General features: G+C 73.0%; 9 protein-coding genes. 2 read left to right on the plus strand and 7 right to left on the minus strand.

Going from position 1 to position 13,163, the window contains the following annotated elements:
- Nucleotides 1-30 precede the first annotated feature (30 nt).
- Nucleotides 31-702: a cyclase family protein gene (locus ACZ6TV_RS41805; RefSeq protein ID WP_465304689.1), complete on the plus strand. Its 672-nt coding sequence runs from the start codon at nucleotides 31-33 to the stop codon at nucleotides 700-702.
- Nucleotides 699-986, plus strand: a complete 288-nt coding sequence (locus tag ACZ6TV_RS41810; protein WP_465304691.1) for a CBU_0592 family membrane protein — start codon at nucleotides 699-701, stop codon at nucleotides 984-986. The genes ACZ6TV_RS41805 and ACZ6TV_RS41810 overlap by 4 nt, the downstream gene beginning before the upstream one ends.
- On the opposite strand, the gene ACZ6TV_RS41815 is transcribed toward ACZ6TV_RS41810, so the two are convergent.
- The 7 genes from ACZ6TV_RS41815 to ACZ6TV_RS41845 form a co-directional block, all read right to left on the minus strand.
- Nucleotides 947-2,317: a hypothetical protein gene (locus ACZ6TV_RS41815; RefSeq protein WP_465304693.1), complete on the minus strand. Its 1,371-nt coding sequence runs from the start codon at nucleotides 2,315-2,317 to the stop codon at nucleotides 947-949. The genes ACZ6TV_RS41810 and ACZ6TV_RS41815 overlap by 40 nt on opposite strands.
- 23 nt (nucleotides 2,318-2,340) lie before the next feature.
- Complete coding sequence (gene dnaE, locus ACZ6TV_RS41820) at nucleotides 2,341-5,874, minus strand: DNA polymerase III subunit alpha (RefSeq protein ID WP_465304695.1); 3,534 nt, start codon at nucleotides 5,872-5,874, stop codon at nucleotides 2,341-2,343.
- A gap of 163 nt (nucleotides 5,875-6,037) precedes the next feature.
- Nucleotides 6,038-8,077 (minus strand): hypothetical protein, encoded by a 2,040-nt coding sequence (locus ACZ6TV_RS41825; protein ID WP_465304697.1) that lies wholly within the window; start codon nucleotides 8,075-8,077, stop codon nucleotides 6,038-6,040.
- A 115-nt stretch (nucleotides 8,078-8,192) separates the two neighbouring features.
- On the minus strand, nucleotides 8,193-9,341 hold the full coding sequence (locus ACZ6TV_RS41830; protein WP_465304699.1) for a VWA domain-containing protein: 1,149 nt from the start codon (nucleotides 9,339-9,341) through the stop codon (nucleotides 8,193-8,195).
- Between the two features lie 19 nt (nucleotides 9,342-9,360).
- On the minus strand, nucleotides 9,361-11,688 hold the full coding sequence (locus ACZ6TV_RS41835) for a DUF5682 family protein (protein ID WP_465304701.1): 2,328 nt from the start codon (nucleotides 11,686-11,688) through the stop codon (nucleotides 9,361-9,363).
- Nucleotides 11,689-11,690: 2 nt separating this feature from the next.
- Nucleotides 11,691-12,803, minus strand: coding sequence for an ATP-binding protein (locus ACZ6TV_RS41840; RefSeq protein WP_465304703.1), 1,113 nt, complete (start codon nucleotides 12,801-12,803; stop codon nucleotides 11,691-11,693).
- Entirely contained in the window at nucleotides 12,800-13,087 is a 288-nt protein-coding gene (locus ACZ6TV_RS41845; protein ID WP_465304705.1) for a hypothetical protein, read from the minus strand. The genes ACZ6TV_RS41840 and ACZ6TV_RS41845 overlap by 4 nt, the downstream gene beginning before the upstream one ends.
- Nucleotides 13,088-13,163 lie beyond the last annotated feature (76 nt).

Here is a 13,163-nt window from a genome sequence, read left to right on the forward strand (position 1 = left end):
GCTCACACGTTAGCTGCGCTGTCTGCCACGATGCGAGGCGTGAGTCGTTTCATCGAGCTGAGCCACCCCATCCACGCCGGTCTGGTCACCTATCCCGGCATGCCCGGGCCCGTGATCAGCGACTACCTGTCCCGGGAGGACGCCCGCGGCAGGTATGCGCCCGGCACCGACTTCCAGATCGGCCGCATCGACCTGATCGCCAACACCGGCACGTACCTCGACACACCCGCGCACCGGTTCGAGGGCCGCGGCGACCTCACCGACGTCCCGCTGGAGCGGGTCGCGGACCTGCCGGGGGTGCTCGTCGACGCGACCGGCGAACGCGCGATCGACGCGGCGCTGCTGCAGCGCACGGCACCGGAGGTCACCGATCGCGCCGTCCTCGTGTGCACCGGCTGGTCCCGGCACTTCGGCTCGGAACAGTACGGCGACCCGGCCGCCCCGTTCCTGACCCGTGACGCGGTCGAATGGCTGGTGGCGCGGCGGCCCGCGCTGGTCGGGATCGACTCGGTCAACATCGACGACGTCGCCGACCTGACCCGCCCGGCGCACACCGGGCTGCTCGACGCCGGCATCTTCGTCGTGGAGCACCTCACCGACCTGGACCGGCTGCCGCTGGACGGGTGGAGGTTCACGGCCGTGCCGCCGCGGATCGCGGGCATGGGCACGTTCACCGTCCGCGCCTACGCGGTGCTGTCATGATCGCGCTGATCGGCTGGGCGGGCGCCGCCGGGCTCCTCGCCGCGTACGCCCTCGTGTCCACGAAACGGATCACCGGCGACGGCGCCGTCTTCCAGAGCCTGAACATCGCCGGCGGCGCGGCGCTCGCGCTCAACTCGGCCGTCAACGACGCCTGGCCGTCGGCCGTGCTCAACATCGTGTGGGTGGCGATCGGCGCGGTGACGATCTTCCGCCTGGCGCGGCGGCGGCGCCGGGAGAAGCAGGGTCAGAGCCGCCCCGAGTACCAGGGCGTCCTGACCCGGTAGAAGACGAACCGGCCCGGCGCCGACGCGCACGCCAGATACGTGTGGCTCCACGTGCACGTGCCGAGCGCCACCTCGAGGGCGCCCAGGTCTCGGGTCGCGCCGTTGCCGGCCTGTACGCCCAGCAGGCTGAACGGACCGGTCGGCGTCTCGGCGGGCAGCAGCAGGTAGCTGCCCTCGTCGAGGCGGGCGGCGCGCCTGCCGGGCCAGCGCCGCACCACGCGACCGGTGTCGTCGAGCAGCACCGCGCCGCTGTGGTCGCGGAGCATGACCCGGTCACCGACGGGCAGCAGGGTCTTGGCGCCGTCGACGTCGACGCGGAACGCGACCTCGCCGGTGCGGATGTCCAGGGCGGTCACCCGGTGCGGCTCGACCACGCAGACGCGCCGCTCCCCGCACGCGGCGAGCGACCCGACGCGGGCCTGCGCGTCCGGTGACGTCCACGTCCACTGGACCTTGCCGAGCTTGAACCGGTCGTGCGCCTGGACGCGGACCCCGGGCCCGGGCGCGGCGACGAAGACCTGCTCCTCGTAGGGGTAGACGAGGTCCTCCGGCCCGGCGACGCCCGGCGCCGCGTCGTCCGGCTTGCCGCTGGACAGGCTCAGCACCTCGATGCCGCGGTCGGCGACGGTACGCACGAGGTGCGGGTCGACGGTCAGCGGCTCGTCGAGGGCGGCGCCGTCCGGTGACGTCGGGACCTGCTGGTGGCTCCAGTTGTCGGTCAGCCAGAAGCTCGCCGGGCCGCCCGGCTGGTCGAGGACGGCGATCTCCTTCTGCGTGCCGACGTCGGTGACGACGAGTTTGTGGTCGGCGCCGCGGTACCGCACGAAGTACTTGCCGACGAGTTCCCAGCGGTCCCCGGCGACGACCTCGAACGCGATGAACGGCACCCCGTTGGACGCGTTGAGCAGGGTGATCGTGCGGCGGCCGGCGCTGTCCGGGGCGCCGGTGACGATCACGGACCCGCGGGCGAAGCTGAACGACTCGACGGCGGTGAGCGCCGTGTTGGTCCAGATCGCCGGGCCGCCGGGCTTGTCGACGTCGACGGCGCGCAGGTGGAAGCGCCCCTCACCGGCCTGGTAACCGACGAACGCCCGGCCGCTGTCCAGGAACGCGCGCAGGCCGGGGCCCTCGACGGCGCCGGGCAGGCCGGTCTCACCGACCGGGGTGAGCCGGTCGAACGCGTAGGGCCGCTGGTTGAGCCGATACACGAACGCGCCGGCGAGCACGGCCACGACGAGGACCGCGACGATCGCGGCCGACCACCGGGCACGCCGCGAGAGCCACAGCGACCGACGCGGGCGCAGGCCGTCGGCTAAGGCGTGCGTATGCACTCGCCGACCTTATCGTGAGCGTCCTACGAGAAGCTGTTGGGCCCCAGCAGCGCCTTGAGGTCGCCTTTCAGCGCGGTGGTCGGGGCGACGTGGTAGGGCCCGAGCCGCAGCAGGGTGACCTTCGAGCCGTTCTGCAGCTTGATGTGCACCTCGGCCTTGCCCGGGTGGTTGAGCAGGATCTCCTTGAGCCGGTCGACGAGCGGCGGCGTGCACCGGGTCGCGGGCAGCGACAGCACCACCGGCCGGTTCTCGTCGGCGACGGTGACGTCGGGCATCGACAGGTCCATCGCCATGAGCCGCGGCGTCTCGTCGCGCCGGTCGACGCGGCCCTTCACCACGACGATCGCGTCCTCGGCGATGTACTGGCCGACCAGCTCGTACGTGTTGGGGAAGAACAGCGCCTCGACGGCACCGCCGAGGTCCTCCAGGCTCGCCGACGCCCACGGCTTGCCCTGCTTGGTGATGCGCCGCTGGACGCCGGTGAGCATGCCGGCGAGGGTGATGACGGCGCCGTCGGGCACCGAGCCCTCCTCCGACAGGCTGCTGATCGCCGTGTCGGCGGCCTTCGCCAGGACCGACTCGAGACCGAACAGCGGGTGGTCGGACACGTACAGGCCGAGCATCTCCCGCTCGAAGGTGAGCAGCTCCCGCTTGTCCCACTCGATCTGCGGGATCGCCGCGGTCATGGCCGGGCCGGCGCTGCCGGTGTCGTCGCCGGCGAACGCGTCGCCGAACAGGTCGAACTGGCCGATCGCCTCGTTCTTCTTGATGTCGGCGTAGGCGTCGATCGCGTCGGCGTGGATGGCGAGCAGGCCGCGGCGCGGGTGCCCCATCGAGTCGAACGCGCCGGCCTTGATGAGCGACTCGACGGTCTTCTTGTTGCAGGCGACCGCGTCGACCTTGGACAGGAAGTCGTGGAAGTCCTTGTACGGCGCGGCCTGCCGGCACCGCACGATCGCGTCGACGACGTTGTGGCCGACGTTGCGCACGGCGGCGAGACCGAAGCGGATGTCCTTGCCGACCGGGGTGAACGGGCCCGCGGACGTGTTCACGTCGGGCGGCAGCACGTCGATGCCCATCCGCCGGCACTCCGACAGGTACAGGGCCATCTTGTCCTTGTCGTCGCCGACGCTGGTGAGCAGCCCGGCCATGTACTCGGCCGGGTAGTTCGCCTTGAGGTACGCCGTCCAGTAGGACACCAGGCCGTAGCCGGCGGTGTGCGCCTTGTTGAACGCGTAGTCGGCGAAGGGGACGAGGACGTCCCAGAGCTTCTTGATGGCGTCGGGGCTGTAGCCGTTGGCCTTCATGCCGTCGCTGAACGGCACGAACTCCTTCTCCAGGACCTCTTTCTTCTTCTTGCCCATCGCCCGGCGCAGCAGGTCGGCCTGGCCGAGCGTGTAGCCGGCGAGCTTCTGCGCGGCGCGCTGCACCTGCTCCTGGTAGACGATCAGCCCGTACGTGGGACCGAGGATCTCCTGGAGCGGCTCCTCCAGCTCCGGGTGGATCGGGGTCATCTCCTGCTGCCCGTTCTTGCGCAGCGCGTAGTTCGTGTGCGAGTTCGCACCCATCGGGCCGGGCCGGTACAGCGCCAGGACGGCGGAGATGTCCTCGAAGTTGTCGGGCTTCATCAGCCGCAGCAGCGAGCGCATCGGGCCGCCGTCGAGCTGGAACACGCCGAGCGTGTCGCCGCGGGCGAGGAGCTCGTAGGCGGCCTTGTCGTCCAGGGACAGGCCGAGCAGGTCGAGCTTGATGCCGTGGGTGCGCTCGATGTTCTTGAGCGCGTCGTCGATGATCGTCAGGTTGCGCAGGCCGAGGAAGTCCATCTTCAGCAGCCCGAGCGTCTCGCACGTCGGGTAGTCGAACTGCGTGATGATGGCGCCGTCGGCGTCGCGGCGCATCAGCGGCACGTGCTCGATCAGCGGCTCGGCGGACATGATGACGCCGGCGGCGTGCACACCCGTCTGCCGGATCAGGCCCTCGATGCCCTTCGCGGTCTCGACGACCTTCTTGACGTCGGGGTCGCTGTCGTACAGCGCGCGGAACTCGACCGCCTCGGAGTACCGCGGATGGTTGGGGTCGAAGATGCCGCTGAGCGGGATGTCCTTGCCCATGACGGCCGGCGGCATCGCCTTGGTGATCCGGTCGCCGACCGCGAACGGGTAGCCGAGGACCCGCGCGGAGTCCTTGATGGCGGCCTTGGCCTTGATCGTGCCGAACGTGGCGATCTGCGCGACCCGGTCCTCGCCCCACTTGTCGGTCACGTAGCGGATGACGTCGCCGCGCCGGCGCTCGTCGAAGTCGATGTCGATGTCGGGCATCGAGATGCGGTCGGGGTTGAGGAACCGCTCGAAGATCAGGCCGTGCGGCAGCGGGTCGAGGTCGGTGATGCCCATCGCGTACGCGACGAGGCTGCCCGCCGCCGAGCCACGGCCCGGGCCGACGGCGATGCCCTGGTTCTTCGCCCACAGGATGAAGTCGGACACGACGAGGAAGTAGGCCGGGAAGCCCATCTTCACGATCATGTCGGCCTCGTAGTCGGCCTGGCGCTGGTGCTCCTCGTCGACCCCGCCGGGGAAGCGGCGGGCCATCCCGCGGGCGACCTCGGCGCGGAAGAACGACTCCTCGGTCTCCCCCTCGGGGACCGGGAAGCGCGGCATCAGGTTGCGCTCCTTGAACATCCCCTCGGTGTCGACCCGCGACGCCACCAGCAGCGTGTTGCGGCAGCCCTCCTGCCACAGGTCGGAGCTGTCGACGGCGCGCATCTCGTCCGCGGACTTCAGGTAGTAGCCCGACCCGCCGAACCGGAACCGGTTGGGGTCGTTGATGTTGGCCGCGGTCTGCACGCACAGCAGCACGTCGTGCGCCTCGGCCTGGGCCTGGTGCGTGTAGTGCGAGTCGTTGGTGACGACCGGCGGGATGTTGAGCCGCTTGCTGATCTCGGTCAGGCCCTCACGGACCCGGCGCTCGATGTCGAGGCCGTGGTCCATGACCTCGAGGAAGTAGTTGTCCTTGCCGAAGATCTCCTGGTACTTCGCGGCCGCCTTCAGCGCCTCGTCGAACTGGTCCAGGCGCAGCCGGGTCTGCACCTCGCCGGACGGGCAGCCGGTCGTGGCCATCAGGCCCTCGGCGTGCTCGGCGATGATCTCCATGTCCATCCGGGGCCACTTCACGAAGTGCCCCTCGATCGACGCCCGCGAGTTGAGCCGGAACAGGTTGTGCAGGCCGGTGCGGTTGCGCGCCCAGATGGTCTTGTGCGTGTACCCGCCGGAGCCGGACACGTCGTCGTCCTTCTGGTCCGGGCGGCCCCACTTGACGCGCTGCTTGTGCAGCCGCGACTCGGGCGCGACATACGCCTCGACACCCAGGATCGGCGTGACCCCGGCGGCGGTCGCCTGCTTGTAGAAGTCATACGCGCCGTGCATGTTGCCGTGGTCGGTGATCGCGACGGCGGGCATGCCGAGACGGTTCGCCTCCTTGAACATGTCCTTCAGTCGCGCCGCTCCGTCGAGCATGGAGTACTCGGTGTGCACGTGGAGATGCACGAACGAGTCGGCCATGCTGCGCCCCCCTATGAAGCTGTCCTACGGTTCCGGCGGGTCAGCCTAACCACGGATCAAGATCGACACGCCGTCGAGCGGATGTGATCCCACTTGCGTCGGGCTTTTCGGCACACGCAGACCGGGCAAAACGACTGCGCTTCGACGGTCCGTCACGGGCGGGTCACTGCAGTTCGGCGGTCACCAGGAGGCGCAGGTACGCATCGGCCCACAAGGCCACTGTCGCGTCGTCCGGGTCGGGTCCGAGCCCGGCCCGCAGGGCGCCGACGGTGGCGGCCGCGCGGCGCAGCCCCACCCCCGCGAGGCCCGCCTCCGCGTCCTTGAGCCGGCCCGCGAACGTCGGCGGCAGCATCCGCAGCCCGCGGTGCGGGACCTCCGCGAGCAGCGCCACGGCGGCGTCGACGGCCCGGCGGATCGGGTCGCCGGCACCGGCCCCGCCGCCACCGATCCGCAGGCCGCCCGCCGGCGCCAGATCCGGCACCACGACGGCGTCGGCACCGACCGCGAGCCCGAGCGGCTCGACGAGGATCTCGCCGCGGACCCTGCCGACGGTGCCGGCGACGGCACGAACAGGACCGTCCAGCGCGGCGGCGATCGCGTCCAGGGCGCCGGGCGCGGCGGCGGTGTGCGTCGCGGTGATCGTCGCCACCCCGCCCGCCTCGTCGGCGACCACCGCGTCGAGCCGTTGGTCGCCCGGGGAGTACCGCAGCGACCGCACCTCGGCGACCGCGATCACCCGGACGAGCTCGGCCTCGATCCTGGGCCGCACGACGCGCGGCGGCATCCGGTCCAGCTGCGCCCGCAGCTCCCGCAGGTCCCGCACGACGAGCGGGTCCGGCAGCGACGTCCACGCCCCCTGCGACGGGGTGACGGTGGTCTTCGCGATCCTGCCGGTGGCGAGCCGGACGGTGCGGCTGGCGCTGCGGACCGCGGACTCGGTGACCACGGTGCCGCCCGCGAGCTGCGCGACCGTCACGCCGCCGACCCTCGCCCCGTCCTGGAACTTCCGCCGCAGCACCAGGACGGTGGCGCTGTCGGCGTGCGCGAAGTAGATCTCGACCTGCCGCTCGTCACCGACCGCGCGGACCCGGCAGCCGAGGCCGTCGAGGCGGGCCCGGCGCATCGGCGTCTCCGCCGCCTCCTGGGTGCCGAGGACCCTGGCGCCCGCCCCCTGCGCCGCGACCGCCCGCCGCCGCGCGTGCAGCTCCGTGATCAGCTCGGCGAGGCGTTCGTGACTGTACGAGCTGGCCCGCTGCTCGTACGCGGCCAGCTGCTCCTCCAGGTCACCGACCGCGAGCAGCGGCCAGCGCAGCCCCGCCTTGTCCAGGCGCTGCCGCACCTCGGCGACCCCGGCGGCGATCCCGGGACCGACGTGGGTGGCGCCGGTCAGCAGCACCTCGTCGGCGAGCCGGACCGCCGTGTCGAGCGAGGCGTGGCCGCCGCCCTCCGCGGTCCCGGTGCCGCCGACGTCGACCTGCGCGTCGGGCTCACCGGGCGCCTTGGCGTCGGCCTCCCGGAACGCCCACACGGCCAGGGCGATGATGTCGTCACGGGTCCCGGCGACCGCGTCGGTGTGCACGAAGCCCAGGTCGTCGGGGACCAGGAACCGGACCGTCGCCGAGCCGAGGTCCACCCGCGGCGCGGGGTCGCCGGCCGAGGGCCGGTGGACGCGGGCGGCGTAGCCGGCCCGGTGCTGCCTCCTGGCGGCGCTCAGCCGGCGGGCGCCGATGCGGGCCTCGAGCTGCTCGTCGGTGAACGCGCCCGGCGACCACTGCCGATACTCCGGTCCGCTGCCTTTCCCGTTCTTGCCGCCCGTCCTGGGTTTGCCGCCCGTTCTGGGGTCGCTGTCGGTCCCGGGCCCGGGTTCGCTGTCCGTCCCGGGTTCGCCGGCAGTGCCGGGTTCGTTGGCTGTGCCGGGTTCGCCGGCTGGGCTGGGTTCGCCGGCTTTCTGGTACGCGATGACCAGGCCGACGATGTGGCGGCAGACCCCGGTGGCGCCGCACGTGCAGGTGCCTCGCTCCAGGCCGCCGGGCGGGAGGGTCGTCTCGGGGCCGTCCGCGTACGTGCCGTGGACCGTGCCGCCGGCGTCCTCGGTGATCGTCGGGGGCGCCGCCTCGACCTCGCGGGTCGCGCGTTTCACGAGTCCCCGGTTGGTGAGCGCGGCGAGGCCGTCCGCGGTGAGCGCGCTGAGGTCGGCTCTCACGTTCCCACCCGCCCGGCGCTCATCGATCCACCCGCTCGGCGCTCGCTCAGCCCACCTGTCCGGCGTTCAGTCGGCCCACCCGCTGGGCGTTCAGTCGGCCGGCCTGCTCGGCGGTTCATCTGCTCACCTGCTCGGCCACGAACTCCGCCAGCTGCCCCGGGGTCATCGCGCCCACGGCGGCGCCGACGTCGGCGAGGCGGGCGCCCATGTCGCGGTCGAAGGCGGGGTCGGCGTCCTCGTCGAGCGCCGCCAGGCACAGCACCTTCGACCCCTGCCCCGTGAGCTCCCGCACCAGGTGGACGAGCCGCCCCTCACCGCCGGTCCCCTCGTACAGGTCGCTGATCAGCACCACGATCGCGCGTCTCGGCTGCTCGATCAGCCCGGCCCCGTACTCGACGGCCCGCGCGATGTCAGTACCACCGCCGAGCTGGACCTTCATGAGCAGCTCCACCGGATCGTCGACGTCCGAGGTCAGGTCGACGACCGCGGTGTCGAACGCGACCAGGTGCGTCTTCACGCCCGGCAGCCCCCACAGGCACGCCGCCGTGACGGCCGAGTGGATGACGCTGCCCGCCATCGAACCCGACTGGTCGACGAGCAGGATCACCTGCCACCGGTCCAGGTGCCGGCGGGTCCGCGCCACGAAGTACGCCGTCTCGACGTACACCTTGCGCTCCCCCGGCCGGTACCGCCCCAGGTTCGCCCGCAGCGTGCGCCTGATGTCGAAGTTCCTCGCGACCTTGAACCTGCTCGCGCTGCGGGACCGCGACCCGGAGAACGCGTGCCGCACCTGCGTCGCCAGTTTCTCCATCAGCTGCCGTACGACCGCCTCCACGATCCTGCGCGCGAGGAGCAGCACGTCGGGGTTCATCAGATGCTTCGTGCGCAGCACGGCCTTCAGCAGCGTCGGGTTCGGCTCGATCCTGCCCAGCACCGCCGGGTCGGTGACGACGTCATGGATCTCGTACCGCTCCACGGCGTCGCGCTGCAGCCGCTCCACCGTCTCCTTCGGGAACAGCGTCGTGATCCCGTCCAGCCAGTCGACCGTGGTCACGACGGACGCACCGTCGCCGCCCTGCCTGGTCTGCGGGCGGATCCCGCGGCGCTCCAGGTCCTCGTCGCGCCCGTACAGCCAGTCGAGCGCGGCGTCGCGGCCCGCCCCTTGCCCGCTGAGCTGCCCGCCGCCCATGACGGACTGCCCCGGCTCCCCGAGCACCAGCCGCCACCGCTCCAACGCCGCCGGGTCGTGGTCGGGGGCGGTCATGCCAGCGGTCCTTCGCGGGTCATGTCAGCAGTCCTTCGCGGATCAGGGCGGCGTCGACGCGGGCTTCCAGGTCGGCCGCCGCGGCGACGAGCGCAGGATCGGCGCCCCCGGACCGCAGCAGCGCCCGGCCGGTCCCGCCGAGGCCTCGCCGGGCGAGGAGATGCCCGGCGACGGTCTCCCGTTCGCGCGGCGGGAAATACGTGAACGCCTGCCGCAACGCCGGCAGCGCGATCAGGAACTCCGCCTCCCCCATCCCGCTGACCATGTCGTCGAGCACATCCAGCACCCGTGGCGTGTGCAGCACCTCTTCCCGCGCGACGGCGAACAGCCCCGCCAGCCAGTCCCCCACGGTCTCGGGCGCCGCCGCCCCTCGCACCGCCCGCACCGCCTCGTCCGCCCCGTGCCGCCCGGTCCCGCCGCCCTCGGGCTCCGCCGGACCGGCGGCACCGCTCGCAGCGGGCGTCGTGTCGTCGGAGGTGGGGGCGGACCAGCCGAAGCCGAACGCGGCGCCGCGGAGGTCGGGTGGGGTGTCGGGGTCCGCGGCGACGCGCCGCATCACGGCGAGGGCGGCGTCCTGGTCCAGGCCGAGCCGGCGCCCCGCGTGCAGCATCGTGTCCCGGACGGCGACGACCGCGGCGATGCGGGCCGGATCCGCCGGGGACGTGCTGCCACGGACGCCCTCGGCGAGCCACAGCGCCCGCTGCTGCGCGGCGGCGATGACGGTGCCGAGCGGGGCGCTGCCGGCCGTGCCGAGGAGACGGTCGTGGCGCCACAGGGTCAGCACGACCGCGAGGAGCCTGCCCAGGGTGCCGAGGTCCGCGGCGGTACCGACAGCGGCACGCAGATCGTGCAGCACCTGGCCCGACAGCCGGACGGTGCCGCACAGCGCGGCGTCGAACAGGGCGTCGGCGAGTCCGGCGACGTCGGCGCCGCGGACGCGTTCGGCCAGGGCGGCCGCGGCCGCTTCGTCGAGGGTCGCCCCGTACGCGCCGGCCTCGATCAACGCGACCAGCCGGTGCTCGTGGACGGTGATGTCCCACTGCTCGGCCAGGACGGGGTCGACGCCGGTGCGCGGGCCGCGGCGGCGGGTGAAGCCGGGAATGCCCAGCACCCGGAGCCGGTGCAGGAGGCGGCTGCGGCGCAGGCCGTCGTCCGTGGTCAGCGGGAGCTCGACGGTGCGGTCGCCGGCGAGCCCTTCCCGCTCGAGGTCGGCGTCGGCGTCGTGGACGAGCGGCGGCAGCGGGGTCGAGGGGTGCAGCCGGCCGACACGGGAACCGCTGAGCGCGGCGACCATCTCGACGACGACCGGGTGGGTGCCGGCCCGCAGCCGGCCGCGGGTCGCCCACGGCAGCGGCTCGTCGAGCGCGTCGTGGACGAGCGCGCCGGCGAGCCCGTCGAGGACGTCGGTGCGGCCGGGCCGGTGGTGTCCGCGCACGAGCGCCAGCCCCGCCGAGGTCGTGGCCGCGGCGATGAGGTCGGCGGTCGAGGCCCGCTGGTTGCGGTCCCGGAGCCGGCCGACGACGGCAGCCGTCAGGTGACCGGCCGCGTGCTGCGGCCCGCCGTCCCACAGCTGCTGGTAGTACTCCGGCGACGGCATGCCCGACTGGTACCCGTCGAACGCGTCCAACCGGCGGAACGAATAGGGCACCAGGTAGCTGCCGCCGACGGCGCCCTCGGGCAGTGCCGGCACGTCGGGCCACGCGGCGTCGCCGTCGAGCAGGCGCATCAGGGCCGGCCGGTGGAAGCCGCCGGTGACCACGACGACGGGCCGCTCCCCCGCGTCGGCGGCCGCCGCACGGATCCAGCCGGCCATGTACGCCTCCCGCCGCGTGTCACCGTCGCTCGCCGCGGTCTCGCCGCGGATCAGGTCGAAGTAGGCGGCGAGACGCTCGGCGATCCCGTCGTCGGGCGGGATCTCGAACAGGTGGTCCCACAGCGCGTCCACGTTGTCGACGGCGAACTCGACGCAGAGCCGGCCGACGACGTCGGCATAGCGCTGCTCGGCGTCCGCGTACCGGTTCTCCCGCTCGGCCATCGCCTTGTCCCATGCGGGCAGGTCGATGAAGCGGACCTCGGCGCCGGCGCGGTGGCCCTCCTGCAGCGCGACCCATTCCGGCGAATACGCGCAGAACGGCGCCCACGAGCCGGAGTGCCGCTCCTCGTCGCGGTAGCTGCTGAACACGGCGACCGGCAGCTCGTGGCCGAGGAGCAGCTCACCGAGCCGGTCGTTCATGTCGGCGGGACCCTCGACCAGCACGTGCGCGGGCCGCAGCGCCGCGATCGTGCCGGCGACCAGCCTGGCGCAGGCGGGGCTGTGATGCCGCACGCCGATGAACGTCGTGGCCATCGTCAGCCCGGCAGCTGGTGGCGGGCGGCGTGCAGGGCCTTCCACTGCGCGCCCGGCCGCCAGGTCAGCTGCTGCTCCAAGTACCGCCGCAGCTTCGCGAGATCGTCGGTGTTGTCCTTCGCGGCGGTGCCGGCGAGGCACGTGACGAGGTCCTCGGCGGTGCCCGGCTCCCGGCGCAGGAACCAGCCGCGCAGCCCGACGGCGTGCGCGACCGACACGGCCTCGGCGGTGCTCATCACCGCCGACAGGCGCTCCATCGTGTCGCCGCGCGCGGACTGCCCGGTGCGCAGCTCCCGGAACGTGGTGACGAGCACCTCGAGCACGTCGCGGCGCGGCGCGGCGGTGACCCCGGACCTGCGCAGCAGCGCGCCGGCCTCCGCCTCGACGAGCGCCAGCTCGGTGTCGAAGTCGGCGATCGGGAACACGGTCTCGAAGTTGAACCGCCGTTTCAGCGCGGCGCTCATCTCGTTGACGCCCCGGTCGCGGGTGTTCGCGGTCGCGATCACGTTGAACCCGTCCCGGGCGAACACCATCGCGTCGGGCCCGGTCAGCTCGGGGATCGCGAGGACCCGGTCCGACAGCGGCGACAGCATGCAGTCCTGGACCTCCAGCGGGCAGCGGGTGATCTCCTCGAACCGCACCACCTTGCCCTCGGCCATCCCGCGCAGCAGCGGCGCGCGGACGAGCGAGCGCTGGTTGGGCCCCTCGGCGACGAGCAGCGCATAGTTCCACGAATACTTGATCTGGTCCTCGGTCGTCGCCGCGCCGCCCTGGACGGTCAGCGTCGAGTCCCCGCTGACGGCGGCGGCGAGCAGCTCCGACAGCAGCGACTTGGCGGTGCCGGGCTCGCCGACGAGCATCAGCCCGCGGCTGGTGGCGAGCGACACGAGCGCCCGGTCGATGAGCGACGGGTCGCCGACGAACTTGCGGCTCACCCCGGCGGCCGGGTCACCGACGATGAACCGCCGCGCGGCCGTGAGGCTCAGCGCCCACCCCGGCGGCCGCTCCCCCTTGTCGGTGTCGCGGAGCGTGGCCAGCTCGTCGGCAAACCGGACCTCGGCCGGCGGCCGCTGCACTGTGGCCGCGTCGCGCGGCGGGCTTTCGGCGGCGCTCACTGCATGACCTCCCGCGGGTCTCCGATGATCTCGGACACGGTAACGGGGCCGCGCTCGCCGAACACGTGCGGCCGCTCCGCCGTCCACATGCGGTCGATCGTGCCGCCGATCCACACCTCGCGGCACACCTGCTCCGCGAGGCCGGCCCGGTCGCCGGCCTGGACGCCGGGGTCGAGCTCGGCGATGAGCAGCGCCCCGCCGGGCAGCGGCCGGGCCGTTGCATCGCCGGCCGGATCCCCGCATCCTGCGCCGCCGGCCGCCGCCAGCCGGCGCTCGGCCGGCACGCCACCGCTGCACCAACCTTGCGCGGCACGCTGCTGCGCCGCCACGAGGCGGGCGTGACGAAGCTGTCCTCCCTCA

The sequence above is a fragment of the Dactylosporangium sp. NPDC051087 genome, assembly GCF_055586325.1.

Bases quoted from the DNA above. Each gene is read 5' to 3' on its own strand.
- ACZ6TV_RS41830 (WP_465304699.1), bottom strand. From the start codon at position 9,341: ATGACCGCCCCCGACCACGACCCGGCGGCGTTGGAGCGGTGGCGGCTG.
- ACZ6TV_RS41835 (WP_465304701.1), bottom strand. From the start codon at position 11,688: ATGGCCACGACGTTCATCGGCGTGCGGCATCACAGCCCCGCCTGCGCC.
- ACZ6TV_RS41810 (WP_465304691.1), top strand. From the start codon at position 699: ATGATCGCGCTGATCGGCTGGGCGGGCGCCGCCGGGCTCCTCGCCGCG.
- ACZ6TV_RS41805 (WP_465304689.1), top strand. From the start codon at position 31: ATGCGAGGCGTGAGTCGTTTCATCGAGCTGAGCCACCCCATCCACGCC.
- dnaE (WP_465304695.1), bottom strand. From the start codon at position 5,874: ATGGCCGACTCGTTCGTGCATCTCCACGTGCACACCGAGTACTCCATG.